The following is a 20504-nucleotide window of genomic DNA, read 5'->3' on the forward strand; positions in this document are numbered from 1 at the left end:
TAAGCATGTGGGACATGGGAGCTTAGCTCAGTTGGGAGAGCATCTGCCTTACAAGCAGAGGGTCACAGGTTCGAGCCCTGTAGCTCCCACCATGCGGAAGTGGCTCAGTGGTAGAGCGTTGCCTTGCCAAGGCAAATGTCGCGAGTTCGAATCTCGTCTTCCGCTCCAAATATTCGGTAACGGCTCAGGGTCGTAACGCATATTATATGATATACGGCACCATAGCCAAGTGGTAAGGCAGAGGCCTGCAAAGCCTTTACCCCCGGTTCAAGTCCGGGTGGTGCCTCCAATAAGCCCATTACCGCTGTAAGCGCGAATAGTATGGGCTTTTTTATTTGCCCGAGTGGCGGAACAGGCAGACGCCCGGGACTTAAAATCCCGTGATGGAAACATCGTACCGGTTCGAGTCCGGTTTCGGGCACCAGTAACGATAGAGGTTGAACCCCACCCTCTGTGTTAAACCAATAAATATGCCTTGCCGATAGCGGCAAGGCATATTTATTTTAAAAAGATTATTCCCTATTGCTTTATTTTTTATCAAGTTAAACGGCGGTTCTCAAATGCGAGTCGCCGTTTTTTTAAGTTAATTAGTTTTGAGTTCCTATAATTGTTACGCTTGTAGGTATGCCGTCCGTAATGGCAATTGTAACAGTAAACGTATATTTTAATGTCCAACTATTATAGCACCAAACATTTGTAAATATGTAAGAACCGTTTTCTTGCTTTTCGCAATCTGCTTTTGTACCATACATAGCCCCACTACTTATAGAACCTGTTTCTGTGCTGGGAAAAAGTAACGCAACATGTTCAATTTCACCGTTTGAATCGGTAAATACCGACACAGCGCCTTGTGGAGAATGATTAGTATCTTTAAGAATAATTCCATTTTTAACAGTGAAGCTAAAATTGCTTTCGTCAACTAATGTTAGATAATACGCTTTTGCATTTATTAACTCATAGACAACATAACCGGATTCGGTTTTGAAAACATGAGAATAAAAACGTCCCCAATTTTTACTAATTGAATTTACACTAATTGTTACTTTAGAACCGTCTACCAAGAAAGTAGCGGTTGCACTAAGTTCGAATTTGTCGGGAGCTGTTTGTTTGATTTTTACTGCGCTTGTTCCGTCGTTTCCTTTCAAATCAAAGATTACCTCTTTAAACGCTTTTGTAGCCGTAAACGTATTTGTTTCGTTGTTCAAATCGGTATACTTGATTGTGTAAATGTAGCCCTCAAACTCGAAGCTTACGCCCGTGCTTGTGGCGTTAAGAGGAACAGTATTTCCGTTATACACTGCGGTAAGGTTTGCGCCCATGTTGATTGTAAGTTCGTTACCGTCGGCGTCGGTATAGCTTCGGGGGGGGGTGCCCTCTTTAACAAAATTTTTACCTTCGAAAGTAAACCGATTGTCTGTTATGTCAACGGTTGTAACCGTGTATTTATTTTCTGCAGTCGAATTGTATTTATAGAAAGATATTTGATTACCTTCAACTTTGTATAGGTATTTATTTGATGACGACAACGCCGCTTGACCGTTTTTAAAGGCTATGCTCAAATCGCTTTCGCAATAGAATGTAGGAACCTCTTCGGCATAGCAAACATAATTTGCATACTTTGCCCAATTAGTTGCATTAAAACTATTTAGCGCAAGGGCGAAAGTATCAAACAGAATTTTGTGAGAATCGGTTGAACGATAAAATAGATTTTCTCCGAGTTCGGGAATATTATTGCCATGTAACTCAAGAACTATATTTTTTAAATTATAGGAATTATAAAAAACATTATCGCCGATAGAAGTAATATTATGTCCTATCACCTTTTCAAGCTTTTTAAATCCTAAAAACATTGAATCGGGTATTTCGGTTATTCCGCCAAGTTCAATAGAAACAAGAGAATCTTTGCAAACATTAAATACATTAGGTAAAACGGCGGTAACTTCATTAGGAACAACTATGTTTATATTATTACCCTGATATGCCACAAGTGTTGTTCCGTCAATAATTAAATCTTCTGTTTCGGTTGTAAATGTTTTTGCGGAAAAATCAATTCTGTAATATTTGCCGTTTAATTTTACTATTTGCTCGCTTATTACAGCGTAAGTGCCTTCTTCAGGGATTCCCATTTGATTGATGAATGAGCCATCGCCGTATTCGCCGAGAATTAGAACGTTAAAGTCGTTTGCGCCAACGTAACGATATGCGTATTTATATGCCACAATGTACTTATTATTAGAGGCAAATTTGAAACGGAATGAAATTGTATCCGAATTGAAAGCATAATCGTCGGTTTCTAAAAAGTATTCATATGTTCCGTTTATGCTCTCTTCGTCGGCGAATATTGCGTTTCCTTCCCCGTCAAGCTCCAAAGTCGAAGTTCCGCCGCTAAGCGTGTAGCTCCCCTTTTCCACACCGGGAATCACAAATTGCGAATCAAAACAACGGAAAAGAATAGTGTCGCCGTTTTCGGCAGTGAACGTAACGTAACCGTTTTCGGCTTTTTTATATTTGCCTACTATGGTATTGCCTTGCGTGTCGGTATATTCCGCAAAACCGAAAGTATCAAGTTTAAGGATAGAATTACTTAAAGCATATTCGGCGTTTTCGAAATATACAACGTCTTCCATAAAATATTCGTTGCCTATAAGCTTGAATGTAAATACTGTGTTCTCACGTTCCGACGTGTCGCTTTCTGCTCTAACTTCAGTAAATTTCCATATATCGGCAGAATTTTGAATTTTCTCATATGTTCCCGTATAAGTGCCGTAAGAAGCGCTACCTTCTCCGTTAAGACTTAATATGTATGACATACCTGCGGGATTATTACCACGCTCGTATTTCCCGAATTCGCTACTTATCATTGAGAAAGTAAGGTTATCGGTGTCGGAATTATTGAGTTTAAAAGCGAAAGTATTTCCGTTGGCATCGGTAAACTTAATTAAATCTTTTAAAATATTGTCCACCGACGTATCATAAGAAACAGGAATGCCCGTATGAGTAACGCTGTCAGAATCGGTATAAATAGGTAAAGCAAACGAATCGAACTCGAGAGTCGTGCCGTCCGCATTGTTATAAGTTTTTACTGCGGAAGCGTTTTCGAGTATAAACTTATTACCCATTAAAGTAAAATTGAAACTATTTTGCGAGCCGCTAACTTTTGTATATTGCCAAACGTTGGGTAAAGTATCTGACATGGCATAAGTGCCCTTTCCGCATTCTTCCCAAACGTTTTCGAAAGCATTATAATCAAAAGTGTATTTCCAAACTGTCGCGCTTGAAAGCCCGTCAAGTTTAATTCTTAAATCGTTTTCGCTCGGTTTGCTTTCAGTACCTTTATTTTGAGCGCTGTAATAATAGGGAATTAGCTTTTCGTCGCCTTCTATTTTAAACGTACTGTTAGAGGTATTCAGCACGAATCGAGTTCCGTTTAAATTAAGAACATTGCCCGATAATGTATAAGAATCGAATTCAGTGGTAACTCCTGATTTTACATAAACAGCGTTGTGTCCGTAACCGTCAAGCGTTATAGTATCCGCCCCTTTTGCAAATGTGCCTACATACGGCTCGTCATATTTTTCAAACATAGTCCGTCCGTTGGAATGCAAGAAGAATCTGAATTTAAAGGAGCCGTAGCTTGTGTAGCTACTGTTGGGCGTAAATTCCCATAAGTCGGAACCGCCAACTTTTGCATATGTTCCTTTTGCAACGATAGTTTTAATAGGTATGCTTTTTTTAACTATCTCGGCGTTCCCTTCACCGTCCAACGTCATTTCATAGTTTGCGCCGCCTATAGACATGCTTCCGTAGGCAAATTGCTCGTATTTTCCTTTTTCGGCGGTAGTTTCAATAATCGCAGTACCGTCGATTTTAAATATTTTATCGTCGGTTTCGGTAATAACGCGAACATAGAGTTCCGACTCAAAGCCACGTTTAACAGATATTGAGAAAGTTCCGTTTTTGCCGTTTAATACTGCATTAACATACCCGTCAAGTTCCAATGTGTTGGTTCCGTCGGTAAACGTATTGTTCAAAGCTTCGTTATATTCAACATAATTTTCGTTACCGTATAATTTAACGGTTTTAGAAGTGCCGAGCGAGTAAGTTCCGTTAGCTGCGGGAGTATACGCATATTCCGTGCTGCCCACAGTCGCTTTTCCGTAGCCGTCGAGCGTGAGAACGCTTGTGCCGCCGTAAAGCGTATATACGCCCTCTTCGGCGCCTTGCTTATAGAAAACAAGCGTTTCTTCATTCTCAACGCTCAAAGTAGCGACTTTAAATATGAATTCCGACGAGCCGTTGGTTGCGGCAAACATAAAGTTACCGTCGCTGAGATATGTATAACTTCCCGCAACGTTGCCGTTAAGCGTGGCAATTCCGTTGTCGAAAAGCTCGAGAGTTTCGGCTGTGCTTGCCTCCTCGTTTGTATAAGCATTGTAAAGAGAATGTACGCCGAAAGAATTTTCACCGAAACAAGAAAACGTTTGGTCTTCGAAAAGGCGCCCGTCTATAATTTCGGAGCCTGCGGTTATCGAGAAAATTTTTGTTTCGGAATTGTACGTTCCTTTCGATTTCGTTCCGTTGTGCAACAATACTGCTTCGTCGCCGCTTATAAACAAGTAGTCGTCTTGCTTCGTTTTATTTCTGTAACCTTTGTTCCATACGGCATATACGGTTGTGTTCTGCGTTAGCGTGAAATCCGCGTTTACGTTTACGTCTCCGTTTGCGGAAGTAGACCAGCCCATGAAAAGATAGCCTACAATAGAGTAACCGTTTTCGGCAATTACTGCGGGTTTGCCCTCAACACAATCGGTGCTTGCTGTTGTTCCGCTTGCCGTAGTATTTTCGGGCGCGTTGGCGTTATATTCCAAAACGTACTTTCTTAAAAACTTCGCATAAAAAGTTTTGTTTTCGCTCGGCATTGTGGTGGGCAACGTAACCGCATTACCGCTATGCTCGGGCGTAAGATACCAACCGCCGAAAACGAACCCGTCTTTTTCGGGGTCGGCGGGCGGAGTTACGGAGCTTCCCTCTTTTGCCGTTATGGGCGCAATTTTCGTTCCGCCGTCGGTAATGAACGTAAGTGTGTAAGTTGCCGGTTCGTCGGGAATTTCGATGCCGCCTCCGCCGTTATTCTTGTTGTTTGAATTTCCGCATGCAACGAACAATCCTGCGCACGCAATAAACAACGCGCATACAAACGGCAACAAATAAGTTTTTGCCTTGTTTTTCATAACTGACTTCTCCTTTTTTTCTTTTCAAATAAATTACTTGCCCTTTAAAGCGCTTACAACCGTAAGCGTTTTTCCGTCGTTGGATATAGAGAATGTTGCCGTTGCAATCGATTGCCCTTTCTCGTTGCGCGCTGTGAATTTAACGAGCGTTTTTCCGTCTTCGTAGCTAATAGAATAGGTGCCGCTGTAAGTTTCTTCGCCAAGCGTGTAGGTTGCAAGCTCGTAGCCGTTTATTGTAAGCGAATTGTTTACGGTATTGCCTAAATCGTCGGTTGTGGTGCCCGTATAGGTGCCGTTAAAGTTGTCGTCGTATTTTGCAAAACAAGGAACGAGTCCGCCCATAAAGTATTCTTGAATATAACGGAATTGAAAGTCGAATGTAGTATTTCCGTCGAGAGAAACGAAAGTGTAGGTAACGGTAGTATTTCCGCTTTCGTTTGTTTCGGTGCTCTTAACCGTATAGGTGCCCGCCGCTACCAAAACGTATTCGCCTTCGAGCTCGCTTGTTTTTTCAAGCTCGTAGTATTCGGCTTTTCCGTCGCCGTCGAGAATAAGCTGTTGGTTTTGATTGTATGTTCCGCCGAGCGAATCAACCCTATAACCGTAATAGGTGTTTACTTCGTTACCCGCCGCTTTAAACGAAAGTTGTTTGCGGTTAAGTTTAAAGAACAATTCGTCGCCCGCATAGCCGTCGTCGCCTATGGGTGTGAATATAATCGTGGGGTCAGTAATATACTCCGTTTCGTATATGCCCGTTATAACGCCGTTAAACGTGTTGCCCGCCGCGTTTACATACACACCTTCGCCGAAGCCGTCGAGCGTAAGAGTTCCGAGTTCCGCCGAGCTGTATTCGCCCGCAAGCTTTTCGTCGTATTTAACGAAGCAAAGCGTTGAGCCCGAAAGCGAAGTCTGTACTTCCATAAGACGGAACGGAATCGCTTTCCCATTTCCTATCGTAAAGCTTCCCTCAGCCGTTTCTATATCTAAGGTGTAGGTGCCTTTTTCGAATTCGCCGTCTTTATCCGGATTTTGCAAATATGCGTTTCCGTCGCCGTCTAAAAGAAGTTGAACGCGGTATACTCCCATTGTGGTAGGACGATATTCATAGTAGAAGCCCGCTTCCTCGCCTACTCTTTTAAGAGTGTTGTTAATGTGCGAAACTATGCAGACGAGCATTGCCACGTCTTGCTCGTTGTCTATGTTTCCGCCCTCTTTTAAGCCTACGAACGTCATGAGAAAGTCTTTGCCGTTCGACAAAGGAATTTCTCGAGCAGACACATAGTAGCCTGTGAATTTAACGCCGTTTGCGTCGGTGTATATGCCGTTATAGTAACCGTCTACTTCAAGAGTTCCGTCGGCGCCCGCAAAGGTTCCGTCGGCGTTATCGTCGTGAAGCAGGAATGTGAGACGGGAACCGTATGTGGAAGTACGGAAACGGAAAGAAACGGTTTTGCCGTCCTCAATATAAGTGAACGTGTATTCGTTGCGAGAATCGCCGTAAAGCGCGTAATTGCCGTTTACCGAAGTTATGTTGTTTAGTTGCAATATTGCGCCGCCTTCGCCGTCGAGCGTGATAAGAGGCATGGAATACATAGCGTTGGTAATGGGAACGTAATATACATAATCGCCCCGCTCGTCGCCCAAACGTTTAAACGTGTTTGTTTCGGAAAGTTTAAGATTAAACTTTGCTTTCGAGGTGCTGTCGGTAAATACGACCACGTTTCCGCTTTGCCCTTCCGCCGTGTATGTTCCTATATGGGTAACGCCTTTCGCTTCAATATATTTGGCTCCCGTATAGTAACCGTAGTAACCGTCGAGAATGAGAATAGTCCAGTCTTGCGAATCGAAACGCCCGTCGGCAAGTTCGTTGTATTTCATGAAAGCGATATAAGGAGCGTCGGACGGAAGAATAAATCTGAAATCGGAACTCAAATTTTTATTGCTCGATATAAATTCCCATTCGTCGTCGCGTTCGGTCGGCATATAAGTGCCATAGACTAAAGTTTCGTATTTTTCGTCGGTGCTGTTATAACGAAACAGTTCGGCTTTTCCGTTGCCGTCTATAATCATTTGTTGCTTTTCGGTTCCCGTAGGGTCGTAAAGCGTGTAAATTCGAGCTTCTTTGCCTGCGCGCACAAAATAAGTTACACCGTCTTTTTCGTATGTTGTGAAGCTGTATTCGGTTTCTCCGTCGGTGAGTTTATAGTTTCCCCACTGTATTTCGAATTTCGATGAAACGATATCCGAGCCGTTCACCGTATAAGTCGCGTAACCGTAGCCGTCGAAAGAAAGAATTTCCGTGCCGTCTTCGGTTTGGTAATCGAAATCGATTGCTTCGTTATACGCTATATACACGCGCGTGCCGTTAGGCGCGTTAGAGAAAATGAAATCGAATTTTTTAAGGCTTTCAACTTGCGTAACGCTCGGGTCGTTTAATGTGAAAGTATATGTTTTTCCGTCGCCCTTGCTTTCGTATTTTCCGTCGCCGATTGATTTAGTTCCGTTCCAACTAGACACTAGCAATTCCGCTCGGTTGTTTTCAAACAAACGGAGCGCGTAACTGTCGTATTTAAAACTTACGCCGTCAAATTTGAACGACGAGTATTCCCCTACCGCCGCATTTGTTTCGTATAAATACGAAGAATCGGAATGTTTTACAAGGAACGTATGTTTAAGTTCTGTATTTTGATAGAACAGAACGAAAATTTCATCGTATCCTTTACGGAGTTCAAGCGAATAAGCGCCCTCAGCGCTACCGTAACGGGCATTGCCGTAGCCGTCGAGTTCAAGCGTTACTTCTGTTCCGTAACTGCCGTTTGGCCAAACTTCCGATTCGTCGTTTTTATTTTCGTTTAACACAACCGTAAGTTTTTCCATATAAACGGCGTATTCGGAATCGTGCCAAGTTACAGTGTCGAGTAAGTAGACGTATTCTATACCGTCGGCGGTGCAAGTCACCAAATTTGTTTGTTCGTTGTAAACATAAGCGCCTTGTTTGCGTCCCGACGCCATATTGTTCACATACCACACCGCGTTCCCCTTGCCGTCGAGGGTAAGAGTTGTTGTATACGGTTGCTCTTCGAACGGAACATATAACAAGTATTTGCCTTGTTCCTTGCCCACGTCGGCGTCATAAATTTTTTCTTCTAAATCGAGATTAAACACATAACGGTTTTTGTTAAGCGTAAAGCTGACTATTGTGCCGTCGAGCGTGTATGATATGTTTTCGCGTTTTGAAGAATTAAGATACCAACCGGCGCCGTAACCGTCGAGTTCGAGCGTAACGTCTTGCCCGCTTCCGAGCGCGTATTTGCCCACCGCTTTATCGCGTACTTTCAAAATTCCGACTTCCGAAACTTCGCCCGTAGTGGTGTCGGTAGCTTCCGTTTTTCCGAGAAGCTTGCAGGTTGCCACTTCGCTAATATAATATTGCGAATTTTCTTTATCGTAGGCAAGCAAAGAAATTTCTATTTCTTTGGATTGTTCGAAGTTTTCCGCAAAGTTGTATGTGCCGTATTGCGTGGAAGATTCCGTCATATACATGGCGGTTCCGTAACCGTCGAATAAAACTATCGGGGTGCTGAATCTGTATCCGTCAAGCGAATAATGTATTCCGTATTCTTCGCCGCGCACGGCAAAAGCAAGCTCGTCATTTGTTCCGAACGTGCCTATCGTAAAATAGAACTCTGCATAAGTCGAGGGAGTGCCCGCATCCGCAACAAAGTGAAAATCGCCGCTTTCCGCATCTATCGAATAGTTGCCGTTAAAAGTGCCAACGTCCGTTTTAAGCACTGCTCCGTCGTAATTGTCGAGCGTTAAAGTCCAGTTTTTATCAGTAAATTCCGACGAAGAATAGGCGTTTATCAACTTGTAAGTGCCCGGATTTTCGTCGCCGTAATACGCGAACGAACCGTCTATCGCAAGTTTACCCGAAAGTTCTCCGCCCGTTTCGTATTCGAACGTGAACACGCGCGTTTCGGGATTGTAGCTTCCCTTTTTCTCGTCAAGTCCTTCTCGTTCGAGATAAACCGTGTTTTCTTCGCGCTCGGGCAAATAAATCAAATCGTTGCCGCCGAAACGGTCGGTGTAGCCCTTGTCCCAACGGGCGTAAAGCACAACGTCGGATTCAAGCAACACATGCAAATTCGGATTGTACGAGGCGTCGGCGTCGCCGCTTGCGGAAAGAGCCCAACCTGCAAAGCGGTAGCCGCTTATAGAGTACAGATTTTCCGATACCGTAACGGGAAGCTCGTACATAGCCGACGAGGGCGTCATATTACCTGCAACCGATTCTCCTACCGGCTCGTTGGGGTCGTAATAAATATTATAAACGTTTCTTTTAAGATAAACGGTGAAAACGTTTTCGCCGCCTAACGTGAGTTTAATGTATTCGGTTTGGCTTTCGTCAACTTGAAAATGCGCAAAATCGACGTCGGAAGCGGTGAGCGTGGAATCCACCCACCCCGTCGCCTTACTTTCTTCGGGAGTTTTGGAGTATGTGCCGAGTTGATTTTGTTTATAAGCTTTAACAGTATATTCTATTTTATATCTCGCGCTTACGGTAAGACCCGCCGCAGGCACGGTGGACGATGACGTAAGCTGAGTGTTGCCCGAAAACCAACCGCCGAAAATTAGCCCCGAAGCCGACGGTGATTTATCGGAAAGAAATTGCAATACGTTGGTTCCTACGGCAACGTTGTAGGTTATGGGTTCGGCGCCGTTTCCGTTGTTTACGGTGAGTTGCGCGGGCGCCGCGAATTTTGCATAGTATGTAATATTTTCGCGCGGCATAACCGACGGAACCGTTTGCCGCTCGCCCGAAAAGTCGGCGTCTAAATACCAACCGTCGAAAACGTATCCCGCATTTTGAGCCTCAGGTTCGCGGGGGGGGGTAATATTTGCGCCTTCTTTTGCCGTAATTTCGGCGTGGGTCGTCCCTTCGGAAATAAAAGTAAGCGTGTAGGTCTGCTTGCTGCTGCAAGCGGTAACCGAAAGCGCGACTCCGCACATAAGCACCGCCATAAGAGAGAGCAACAAGACTTTTAACGATTTTTTCATTTTTTAAGCCTCCGGAAATGGAAAAAGGGCGTCGAAACACAGTTCCGACGTCCTTGTCGATTTTAAGTACATTTTATCACAGCCTTTTAGCGCTGTCAAGCGATTATGTGCGTTTTGCGAATATTAAATGAATATTTATGCGAAAAAAATTTAACCGTTAAACCGAAGCAAAATCTTTTAAACCGAAAAGCACAAGTCTCCCCGCTTCTTCCGAAACTTCTTTCAGCGGTCGGCTTCGGGAGGAATTAAACCAATTTTGATATACCGACAGCAGTCCAGAAGTTATAAAATCGGTGCAAAGGTCGAGGTTTCGCGGCTCGTTGAAAACGGAACTTTGTTCCATAGCCGTGCGAAGTCGGCTTTTTAGCACGCCGTCTATTTTTCGTACTATATGCGAGTTGGCGTTAAGCTTCATCAAGCACCCGTAAAGTTCGAGGTTGGTGTTTATAATGTCGGTTAAAATTTCGAAAATATGCTGAGGATTCTTGATATTCTTTTCGAAATCGAGTTCGCGCACGGCGCGGTCGAGTAATTCCGCAAGGTCGTTTTCGAGTTCGTCGCGTATTTCGAAAATTCCGCCGTAGTGGTTATAAAGCGTTTTGCGGTCTATGTCCGCTTCGTCCGCAATATTTTTAACGGTAATTTCGTTAAAATTCTTTTCGGCAAGCAACTTTATAAACGCGTTCTTTATTGCCTTTTTTGTTTTAACAACCCTGCGGTCGTATTTTTCCGATTGTACTGAATTCAAGCTCCCCACTCCTTTGCATATAGCGATTATATTCATTATATCACATAAACGCGAAATTTTACAAACGTTTTATAACGGCAAATCTTTTTTCTCAAAGCGCAAACTTCCCGCTATGTAGCATACCGTTCCCACCGCCGCGAGTATTGCAAGCTTCCATAAGAACGCGAGCCCGCCTTCGAGAATGGACACCACGTCGAACAGCGATATAAGCGAAACATAGTTAAACGCGTTAAGAGCTTTCATTCTGATAATCGAAGGAAGCACCGGCGAGCCGAAGAGTCCGAGCATTGTAGCCACAAGGAAAAACATGTTCAATCCGCCGCCGAGCGCCATAGAATTCTTGCTTCGGTTAAATACGCACGAAGTGAGAAAGCATATTCCGCTCATTGCGAACATCACGAGAAATGCTCCCAAATTTATCAGCAAAAGTTTGCCATACGTTAACCCCGTGTTCACGTCTACAATCGCAAGACATATAACGCTTGTTATTGTTGTTAAAACGAACATTGCGAAAATAGAGCTGATTAGGAACACCGCCTGAGTGAATACCACCGCTTTGCGCTTTGTTCCCGAGCTTAAAACATAAGCCATAGAACCGCTGTCTACCTGCCCCGCAACGAGCGCGTTCGAAGTCATAATCATGTAAATAATAGGAAGCAGTAATCCCGCCATTTTAAAGAAAATCGAACCCACAAGCGTGCCGTATAAGTCGGCGGCGCCTATTTCTTTTAGCGCGTCCGCAACGTTGTCGGGCAAACTCGCAAGAAGTCCTGCCGAGAGTTCGGCGGCGAGTTCGGTTTTTATTTCGCTTTCCGATTTATTATCGGGATTGTTGTCTAACCTATATTGCAAATTCGCTCTGTAATCCACAATAGTGTTTTCGGCAAGACTTTTAACAAAATCAAACTTATCGAAACCGAATTCGTGGAATTTTTGTTGAGTTATTCCGTATTCTTTCAGTTGAGCTAACATCAGCTCAACGTTTTCCTGCTTTACCATGTTGCCCGCAAGAAAAACGCTTGATTGAGTCATTGCGTATTTGGCGCGCTCGATTTCGTGATTAGGACTTGTAAGAGTTTGCAAATACGGCTTATAGTCGGGAGCCGCAACTCCCAAGCTTTCGTAATCGAAAAACTTATCGAATTGATTTTCTCCCGTCGGATTGCCGCTTGCGTCTAATTCGGGCGGGTTTATTGCGTAAAACACCACGCCTTTAAGTTCCTGCCCTTCAACCGAATCGGCGGAATAGCCGTTTTTTTCGAGTAGCTGCGCATAGTATGTTGAGCCGAGCTCGTTTGCCGCAATAGCGTAAGACGAATTGACGTTTCCCGTATCCGCCATAGCGTTCGAAAAACTTGTGTCGAAAAATTTAAGAGCGCCGTCGGTGATTTCGTAGTAGTTTATTGCTCTGCTCTCCGTCTCGGAAGTAAGCTCGCCTTGAACGACGGCGTCCTCTATTGCAACTTTTGTTTCGCCGAGTTCGCCGTTGCCCGCGATTAGCATTACGCAACACAACATAAAACATACCGCCACCGTAATAATTGTCCACATTAAGCCGTTCGCTTTGCACGACTGTTTAAATAACGATTTACTGAACATTGTTTGAATTCTCCTTTTCTTCGTGTAACACGTTTTTAAAATGTTTTTCAAGATTATAAACCGCTTCGGTTATAAACTTAACGTTTTTGCCTTTTAACGATTTGAATAGCTCCGACGTTTCGTCGTTGGAAACGGAAACGGTTAGTTGCATATATTGCGGTTGGTCTCGCACAACAGCGTAGCCGCTTTGCTTGAATTTCAAATAATCCGCTTCGTTATTGAATTCTATCTTATATTCGTGTTCCGTTCGATTCCGTATTACGTTCATATCGGCAACGTCTGCTATTTTTCCGTTACTTATGAGAGCAACTCTGTCGCACGTTGTTTCGAGCTCGCCGAACATGTGGCTACTCATAAAAATCGTTTTTCCGTTTTTGTGCTCGTTATTGATTATTTCAAGAAATGCGTCTCTCATTAACGGGTCGAGCCCCGTAGTTGGTTCGTCAAGCAAAATAATGTCGGGGTTTGCCATGAGAGCGGCTACAATCGCGGTTTTCTGCTTCATGCCTTTGCTCATTCGTTTGAGCGGCGCGCGCGGGTCAAGCTGAAGCTTCTCGATTAAATATTCGGCATAGTTCATATTCGAAACGTTAAGAAACTCGGCTTGACTTTTTAAAAATTCTGTGCCCGTCGATAGGTCGGGAAAAGCTATTTCGCCGGGAACATAGCCGATTCGTTTCACGATTTCGCTCGAATGGGTCCACGATTCTTTTCCGTCTACTTTCACGCTTCCCGAAGTAGGACGCAAAAAACCCATTATGTGGCGGATAGTCGTAGTTTTGCCGCTACCGTTAGTGCCGGCAAAGCCGAGCATTTCGCCTTTGCGGATTTGCAAATCGATGCCGAAAATTCCGCGCCCTTCGCCGTAGTCTTTTGTTAAGTTTTCAATCTCGATTACGGAATTCGTCATTGTAACGCACCTCCGAATTCTTTATCTTCTTTATAGTAGCTCATAAAATAGTCTTCGAGCGTTTCTTTTTTATGCCCGAATCCGCGCACGGGATAAGCCGACAACATTTCTATCACGCCGTTTATGTATTTGTCTTCCGTTTCTACGGTGATTTTCGAGTTGTTCTCGCCTCGCTCGACAATTTTGAGAATGTTGCTTTTTTGCGCTTCGCCAACGAATTTTTCGCATGAAGCCAAGTCGGAAAAATCAAGTTCGTATCTTTTTCTTGTTGCGTGCTTTAAATCGTCGGCAACAAAATCCGAAACTATTTTTCCGTCTTTAATAATCGCTATGCGGTCGCAGGTGGCGTCCACTTCCGAAAAAATATGACTTGAAAGCAAAATAGTTTTTCCGCGCTCTTTTTCGTTCTTTATAAACTCGACGAACACTTCCTGCATAACGGGGTCGAGCCCGCTTGTCGGCTCGTCTAAAATCAGCACTTCGGGGTCGCTCATAAAAGCGGTGACTACGGCAAGCTTTCTCTTAACTCCCAAACTCATTCGCTTAGTTTCGCCTTCGGGGTTTAGGTCGAATAGAGTTAAAAGCTCGTCGAGTCGCTTGTCGTTTTTGCACTTTTGCAAGTTTTGCATCATGCGTATAAATTCCCATCCCGTAAGCCCCGCAGGCAGAGCGATTTCGCCGGGTATGTATCCCACATTACCCAAAATTTCATTGTAACGTTCAAACGTTTCTTTGCCGAAAATACGCGTGCTTCCGCTTTGAGGCTTTGAAAATCCCATAAGGTGGCGTATTGTTGTCGATTTACCCGCGCCGTTCGGTCCGAGAAAGCCGAAAACTTCGCCTTTGCCTACCGAAAAAGACACGTCGAACACGCCTCGTCCCGAGCCGTAATCTTTTGTAAGATGTTCCACTTCTATATTGAACAAATCGTACCTCCTTAAAGTGTTACGGCAATTCCGCACTCACACTTTATTCCTCATGCGTGTATTATATCAATTTATAGAATTTATTACAACCACAAGAATTTCTCGATTTGCGGAATAATACACGGAATTTAAACAAACAGGAGAATATTCCCCGAAAAAGCTTTAAATATGAGGAATAAATAAAACCCGCTGCCAATTAGGCAACGGGTACTGAGCGTATAAACATAAAGCTTTTTTAGAATTAGTCGTTTTGTTCGGGTTCCGACAAGTTTTCGGGCTCGCTTTCGTCGTTTTCCGCAACGTCGGCGTCAAGTTTCTCTTTATCGACGGAAGGCATTTTAACTCCGCCCGACAGCCCCACAACATGATTTACGGGCATCGAAAACGCTATTCCCTGCCCTTCGGATTTAAGTCCCGCCGATTGATAAATCGCATGTAAAACGTTGTCTTTGATTTCGGAAGCAACGAGTATCATAACGATTTCCTTATCGGGCTGTATCGTTATATGAAAGTATTCTTCGGCTTCTTTGTTCGCGGTTCCTCTTGCATGAATAACCGTGCCGCCGCGCGCTCCCACTTCTTTGGCGGCGTCCATAACTATTTCCGAAAATCCGGTGTTTACGATACACAATATGAGTTCGTGAGCCGTTTTTTCCATGCTATTTGTTCTCCTTAACCGCCATTCGGTTGTTGCTTAAAAAGCCGTATATAAGAGTTCCTATAACGCTTGTGAGCGGAATAGTGTAGGCAATGCCTTTACCGTTTTTAATAGTGTTGAATTTTTCGTCGAGAGTATTGAGCGCTTCGGGAATTTTGTTTTCTTGAATTACGCTGAAAATCACGGTTTTATCGGAATCGGTAAGACCTATAAAACTGCGCATTCGTTCGTCGGCGGTACCGTGCGCCAACGCCAAAAATTGCAGGTTCACTTCAAACGACTGCAACAAGTCGATATAAAATTCGGCTTTGTTGCGGTTCACTATTGTAACTAAAAGTTCGAGTCTGTTCTGCGTTACGGTGTTTGGATTTGCTTGTTTGTTTTTCGCAACGGAATTTTTGATTTTTGATTTTATTTCGGATACTCGCTTTTTATGCCCTTCTTTAAGTTCAGATATTTTCTTTTTGCGCTTTTTTTTAATTTCATCGAATTTTTCGGACATTGCGGCACCTCTCACTCAAAATAAATAATTTGCTCGTCGTCGGCTGCAAGAATACGCTTCATGGTTATTTTGTTTCTTACTTTTGCCGACATTACCGCTTTGAAACCGAGCATCTGTATGGTAATTAGCGGCGTCATTGCAACCATAGCCACAACTCCGAACGCAAGCCCGAGAATACTCGCCTCTCCCGCGATTGACGAACACGCGCCTATTGCAAGCGGCAGAATAAAACTCGAAGTAAGCGGTCCGCTTGCCACTCCGCCGGAGTCGAAAGCGATTGCGGTATATAGCTTAGGCACAAAGAAAGAGAGCCCAAGCGATATCAAGTAACCGGGTATAAGATAGTATAATATCGAAAAGTTGAATATTATGCGTATCACAGATAAGGCTATCGAAAGTCCTACGCCTATCGACAGCGCGATAAGCATTTGAAGCTTAGTAACTCCTCCGCCCGTTATTTCTTCTACCTGACGGTTTAAAACGTGAACGGCGGGTTCGGCAAGAACAACAACGGTGCCGAGAATAAGTCCTGTTGCAACGGCGAATATTTTGCTTTTGCCCGCAATTTCGCTTCCGAGCTTAAAGCCCACAGGCATAAAACCCACTTTAACCGCCGTTAAGAATATTACAAGTCCCGCAAGAGTGTAGCCTATGCCGATTGCTATTTGCAATAATTTCTTTTTGGGCAATTTCAATACGGCAAGTTGCAATACTGCGAAAAATACCACTATTAAGGCAAGCGCTTTCGCAACTTCGATTAGAGTTTCGAGCACAGTCTTCCAAAACGCAACGCCGAGATTTGCGCTCATCGAATAGTCGGGCAACGCGTATGTAAGCTCGCCCTTCGACGTAAGCGACAACAGCATTACCGCAAGCATAGGGCCCACCGAACAAAGAGCAATAAGCCCGAAGCTGTTTTCGTTGGAATTGCGCCCGCCTATTGTGTTGGCGATACCTACGCCGAGTGCCATTATGAACGGCACGGTTATAGGTCCCGTTGTTACGCCGCCCGAATCGAACGCGAGTGGAACAAATCCCATTTTTCCGTTTTCGAGCATGATTGCGCAAAACGCGAACAACATCATGTAGAAAAACATCAAAAGCGAAGAAAGGTTTTTATGAAATACTATTTTGAGTATCGATATTACTAAAAATATTCCGACGCCCGCTCCCACCGTAACTATCAGCAACGTGCTGTTCATAACGGCTTCAACTTGTTTCGCCAAAACGGATAAATCGGGCTCCGCAATAGTTATGAGCACACCCATAATAAAACTTACGGAAAGCAAAATTTTAAGTTTTTTAGACTTTGTGAGACCTGTGCCCACATGTTCGCCCATAGGGGTCATGGCAAGGTCGGCGCCCAAATTGAACAAACCTATGCCCAAAACCAAAAACACGGCGGAAACACCGAAAACCGCCATTTCGCGCACCGTAAAATTTTTGCCGAGCGGAGTGAACGATATAATAAAAACTATCAAAGTTATCGGAAGCACGGAAAACAAAGCTTCTTTCAATTTGGCGAATAATATTTTGCCCATGTCACCTCCGAATTTTTTAGCGAAAAGTTTATATGTTATAATGGTTTTAAAAAGAAAAATGTCGAATCATAACTGTTTGCCGTTTTATTTTAGCACGGAGACATTTGTCTGTCAAACAGTTGGCGCCTTTTAAACCGCTATTTTATAATTATGCGGATTTAAACCGTGTTTTTCGTTGCGCGCGTTCATATATCGGCATAAATTGATAATAAGACCACAGGTGTTGTCTTTGCTTTCAGTTTACAAATGGAGATTTACGATGAACTTTACGAATAACATACCGATTGTTTGGCTTGCGTTGGGCGCGTCAGTCTTTTGTTGGCTTATAACCGCAATGGGTGCCGCGCTCGTTTTTTTCTTCAAAAAAGTAAACGCCGCCGTAATGAACGTTTTAATGGGGTTTGCCGCAGGAGTAATGATTGCGGCTTCTTTTTGGTCGCTATTGTCGCCCGCTATCGATTTAAGCGTTGAACTCGGATATATTCCGTATTTATTCCCGTGCGTCGGATTTTTGGCGGGCGGGCTTTTCGTTGTGGGCGTTTCAAAACTTCTCGACAAAAGTATTACCTTAAAGCAAGAAGCGGGCGCGGAATCGAAAAAGCGCGGCATACTTTTGGTGTCGTCTATTACCTTACACAATATTCCCGAAGGAATGAGCGTGGGCGTAGCTTTCGGAGCGGTGTCTGTAGGCACACCCGCAAGCACCCTTGTGGGAGCGTTTGCTCTCGCGCTCGGCATAGGATTGCAAAACTTTCCCGAAGGCGCGTCGGTAGCGCTTCCTTTGCGACGCGACGGATACAGCCGTTCGAAAGCTTTTCTATTCGGTCAGCTGAGCGGCATTGTGGAACCGTGCGCCGCCATGCTCGGTTTTTTTATGTGCACCGCTATAAAAGCCGCGCTGCCCTTTTGCCTGTCGTTTTCTGCGGGCGCGATGATTGCCGTAGTTGCGAGCGAACTTATAGCCGAAGCTTGCCGCGAAAACAAGAATATCGCCGCCATAGGTTGCATAACGGGTTTTATGGTTATGATGCTTATGGACGTAGCGCTCGGATAACGTTTAAACGTTTATTTCCGCAGTTATTCCGAGACATGCGGCGTTGGCTTTAAGCACCGGTTCGATTTCTTCTTTTATGAATTTTTCCGTTTGTTCCGACGCTCTTCCCGTAAAATTTTCGGGCGCGAGAATAGAGTCTATTTTCGCGTGAATCGCCGAAAAAGCCTTATCGGATTTAACGCGTTCGATTAAATCGTTGTCTTTTCCTTCGGTTTTCACAAGACGGGCGCTTTCCATAGAATGAGAACGAATTTTCTCATGCAACTCTTGACGGTCGCCTCCCGCCTTTACGCATTCCATAAGGATTTCTTCGGTTGCCATAAACGGAAGTTCAGCCATTATATGTTTGCGAATGATTTTTTCGTAAACAACCATATTATCCGCAATATTGTTGTATAAGTTAAGCACGCCGTCAAGCGCCAAAAACGATTGAGCCAACGTAATTCTTTTGTTGGCGCTGTCGTCGAGAGTGCGCTCGAACCACTGTGTGCACGAAGTCATTGCTTCGTTTACGGGAACCGAAATCACAAAGCGAGCCAAAGCGCACATTCTTTCGCTGCGCATGGGATTGCGTTTATACGCCATAGCGGAAGACCCGATTTGCGATTTTTCGAACGGCTCTTCCATTTCTTTCATGTTTTGAAGAACGCGCAAATCCCCCGCAAATTTATAGGCGCTTTGAGCTATCATGCTAAGCACTGCGGTAACGTTGTAATCAAGCTTGCGCGGATAGGTTTGTCCCGTAACGCCGAACGACTTTTTTAGTCCCATTTTTTCGGTTACGAGCGCTTCGAGTTTATCCACTTTCGAGCCGTCGCCTTCGAAAAGGCTCAAAAAGCTTGCCTGTGTTCCCGTTGTACCCTTAACGCCGCGAAGTTTTAGCGAACCAAGCAAATGGTTAAGATTCTCATAATCCATTAAAAGGTCTTGAAGCCACAACGTGGCGCGCTTTCCTACCGTTGTAAGTTGGGCGGGTTGAAGATGGGTAAATCCGAGAGTTGGCAAACTCTTATATTTGAGGGCAAACTTTTTGAGCTTGTCCATAACCGCGACAAGTTTGGCTTTTGTAAGTTCGAGCGCCTCTTTCAATATCAATACTTCGGCGTTATCGGTAACATAGCAACTCGTTGCGCCGAGATGAATTATAGGCATTGCGGATTTTGCCTGTGTGCCGAATGCGTACACATGGCTCATAACGTCGTGGCGTACTTCTTTTTCGCGCGCTTCCGCCACCTCGTAGTTAATCGTTTCGGCATATTTTTTCATTTCGTCGATTTGTTGTTGCGTTATGGGCAAACCCAGTTCTTTTTCGCTTTCGGCAAGAGCTATCCAAAGTCTTCGCCAAAGACGGAATTTTTTATCGTCGGAAAAAATCGCCGACATTTCGGCGGAAGCATATCTTGTGATTAGCGGGTTTTCGTAATGTTCGCGGTTCATTTGAGCTATTGTCTCCTGTATTTAAAATAATTGTTTGCGTTATCGTAAAAAATTTTCGAAATATCGTTTTCGGTATATCCGAACGAAAGAAGTTTGTTTGCGATATTTTCGAAATCGTTATAGTTTGTAAGTTCGTTAAGCGGTTGCGTGCCGTTAAAGTCCGTTCCGATACACGCGCCGTCTATTCCGAACTTTTGCACGAACGAATTTATTGTGCCCGCATAGTCGTCGGCTTCATTGCCGCCCAAAAAATCGGCTACTGCGGTTAGCCCTACAATTCCGCCGCGTTCGAGTATGATTTGCGCTTGCTCGTCGGAAAGATTGCGCGGATGATTGCAAACGCAGTTAAGCCCCGTGTGCGAATCGATTAGCCTTTCGGCAAGAGCCGCCACCTCGTTAAAGCTTTCTTTTCCGAGATGGGCAACGTCTACCGCAATTCCGGCGTCGTTTAGTTTGCGAACAACAAATTTTCCGAGAGAAGTAAGCCGTCCGTTTTCGAGCGCGCCGCCGGCAAGAGAATTTCGCCCGTTGTGCGTAAGACTGCAATACACCGGACGCAATGAGCAAACCGCGTCTATATTGCTCTCGTTCACAAACCAAAGGTCTTCTATTGCAAACGGAATAGTTCCGCCTAATTCGCGCATGCCGTCGGCGATAAATTTTAACGGTTCGGCGAGTTCCGACGTCCAAAACGCGTACACTACTGTTTCGACAGTTCCCGTTAATAGGCGTATGCGTTCGGTTGCTGACAATTTTGCCGTAGGCAAATCGTTGTGTAAATCGAAAATCATACCGTATATATATGATATTCGATTTTAAAGTGTGAGCAACCTTCAGAAA

The 20504-nt window shown here is 44.2% G+C and carries 12 protein-coding genes and 4 tRNA genes; 5 read left to right on the forward strand and 11 right to left on the reverse strand.

The window, feature by feature from the left end:
• Window positions 1–16: 16 nt before the first annotated feature.
• The 4 genes from NFR62_RS01770 (at window position 17) to NFR62_RS01785 (ending at window position 424) form a co-directional block, all read left to right on the forward strand.
• A tRNA-Val gene (locus NFR62_RS01770) sits at window positions 17–92 on the forward strand.
• A gap of 1 nt (window position 93) precedes the next feature.
• Window positions 94–168, forward strand: a tRNA-Gly gene (locus tag NFR62_RS01775).
• Between the two features lie 47 nt (window positions 169–215).
• Window positions 216–289 (forward strand) — tRNA-Cys (locus tag NFR62_RS01780).
• A 48-nt stretch (window positions 290–337) separates the two neighbouring features.
• Window positions 338–424: transfer RNA gene (locus NFR62_RS01785), tRNA-Leu, on the forward strand.
• 163 nt (window positions 425–587) lie between these two features.
• On the opposite strand, the gene NFR62_RS01790 is transcribed toward NFR62_RS01785, so the two are convergent.
• The 9 genes from NFR62_RS01790 to NFR62_RS01830 form a co-directional block, all read right to left on the reverse strand.
• On the reverse strand, window positions 588–5231 hold the full coding sequence (locus NFR62_RS01790) for an InlB B-repeat-containing protein (RefSeq protein WP_251612814.1): 4644 nt from the start codon (window positions 5229–5231) through the stop codon (window positions 588–590).
• A 33-nt stretch (window positions 5232–5264) separates the two neighbouring features.
• Window positions 5265–10289: an InlB B-repeat-containing protein gene (locus NFR62_RS01795; RefSeq protein ID WP_251612816.1), complete on the reverse strand. Its 5025-nt coding sequence runs from the start codon at window positions 10287–10289 to the stop codon at window positions 5265–5267.
• 157 nt (window positions 10290–10446) lie between these two features.
• Entirely contained in the window at window positions 10447–11037 is a 591-nt protein-coding gene (locus NFR62_RS01800) for a TetR/AcrR family transcriptional regulator (protein WP_251612819.1), read from the reverse strand.
• Window positions 11038–11106: 69 nt separating this feature from the next.
• Window positions 11107–12636: an ABC transporter permease subunit gene (locus tag NFR62_RS01805; protein WP_251612822.1), complete on the reverse strand. Its 1530-nt coding sequence runs from the start codon at window positions 12634–12636 to the stop codon at window positions 11107–11109.
• Window positions 12626–13546: an ABC transporter ATP-binding protein gene (locus NFR62_RS01810; RefSeq protein WP_251612825.1), complete on the reverse strand. Its 921-nt coding sequence runs from the start codon at window positions 13544–13546 to the stop codon at window positions 12626–12628. The genes NFR62_RS01805 and NFR62_RS01810 overlap by 11 nt, the downstream gene beginning before the upstream one ends.
• Complete coding sequence (locus NFR62_RS01815) at window positions 13543–14472, reverse strand: ABC transporter ATP-binding protein (protein WP_251612828.1); 930 nt, start codon at window positions 14470–14472, stop codon at window positions 13543–13545. The genes NFR62_RS01810 and NFR62_RS01815 overlap by 4 nt, the downstream gene beginning before the upstream one ends.
• Before the next feature lie 241 nt (window positions 14473–14713).
• The gene (locus NFR62_RS01820; RefSeq protein WP_251612831.1) at window positions 14714–15130 is read right to left on the reverse strand and encodes a P-II family nitrogen regulator; all 417 of its coding nucleotides are present in this window, start codon (window positions 15128–15130) and stop codon (window positions 14714–14716) included.
• A gap of 1 nt (window position 15131) precedes the next feature.
• Window positions 15132–15632: a hypothetical protein gene (locus NFR62_RS01825; RefSeq protein WP_251612834.1), complete on the reverse strand. Its 501-nt coding sequence runs from the start codon at window positions 15630–15632 to the stop codon at window positions 15132–15134.
• Window positions 15633–15643: 11 nt separating this feature from the next.
• Window positions 15644–17173 (reverse strand): DUF1538 domain-containing protein, encoded by a 1530-nt coding sequence (locus NFR62_RS01830; RefSeq protein ID WP_251612837.1) that lies wholly within the window; start codon window positions 17171–17173, stop codon window positions 15644–15646.
• A 259-nt stretch (window positions 17174–17432) separates the two neighbouring features.
• On the opposite strand from NFR62_RS01830, the gene NFR62_RS01835 reads away from it, so the two are divergent.
• Window positions 17433–18227: a ZIP family metal transporter gene (locus tag NFR62_RS01835; RefSeq protein WP_251612840.1), complete on the forward strand. Its 795-nt coding sequence runs from the start codon at window positions 17433–17435 to the stop codon at window positions 18225–18227.
• A 3-nt stretch (window positions 18228–18230) separates the two neighbouring features.
• Here the strand turns inward: NFR62_RS01835 and purB are convergent, their stop codons facing one another.
• Window positions 18231–19664: an adenylosuccinate lyase gene (gene purB / locus NFR62_RS01840; RefSeq protein ID WP_251612843.1), complete on the reverse strand. Its 1434-nt coding sequence runs from the start codon at window positions 19662–19664 to the stop codon at window positions 18231–18233.
• 5 nt (window positions 19665–19669) lie between these two features.
• A complete protein-coding gene (locus tag NFR62_RS01845) occupies window positions 19670–20455 on the reverse strand; it encodes a dipeptidase (RefSeq protein ID WP_251612846.1) in 786 nt (261 codons plus the stop codon).
• Window positions 20456–20504: the final 49 nt, after the last annotated feature.

The organism is Pumilibacter muris (assembly GCF_943193045.1).
In the GTDB taxonomy this organism is placed as follows: domain Bacteria; phylum Bacillota; class Clostridia; order Christensenellales; family Pumilibacteraceae; genus Pumilibacter; species Pumilibacter muris.

Coding starts and splice junctions, on each gene's coding strand:
- NFR62_RS01790 (WP_251612814.1), bottom strand. CDS start 5,231: ATGAAAAACAAGGCAAAAACTTATTTGTTGCCGTTTGTATGCGCGTTG.
- NFR62_RS01795 (WP_251612816.1), bottom strand. CDS start 10,289: ATGAAAAAATCGTTAAAAGTCTTGTTGCTCTCTCTTATGGCGGTGCTT.
- NFR62_RS01805 (WP_251612822.1), bottom strand. CDS start 12,636: ATGTTCAGTAAATCGTTATTTAAACAGTCGTGCAAAGCGAACGGCTTA.
- NFR62_RS01810 (WP_251612825.1), bottom strand. CDS start 13,546: ATGACGAATTCCGTAATCGAGATTGAAAACTTAACAAAAGACTACGGC.
- NFR62_RS01820 (WP_251612831.1), bottom strand. CDS start 15,130: ATGGAAAAAACGGCTCACGAACTCATATTGTGTATCGTAAACACCGGA.
- NFR62_RS01825 (WP_251612834.1), bottom strand. CDS start 15,632: ATGTCCGAAAAATTCGATGAAATTAAAAAAAAGCGCAAAAAGAAAATA.
- NFR62_RS01830 (WP_251612837.1), bottom strand. CDS start 17,173: ATGGGCAAAATATTATTCGCCAAATTGAAAGAAGCTTTGTTTTCCGTG.
- NFR62_RS01835 (WP_251612840.1), top strand. CDS start 17,433: ATGAACTTTACGAATAACATACCGATTGTTTGGCTTGCGTTGGGCGCG.
- purB (WP_251612843.1), bottom strand. CDS start 19,664: ATGAACCGCGAACATTACGAAAACCCGCTAATCACAAGATATGCTTCC.
- NFR62_RS01845 (WP_251612846.1), bottom strand. CDS start 20,455: ATGATTTTCGATTTACACAACGATTTGCCTACGGCAAAATTGTCAGCA.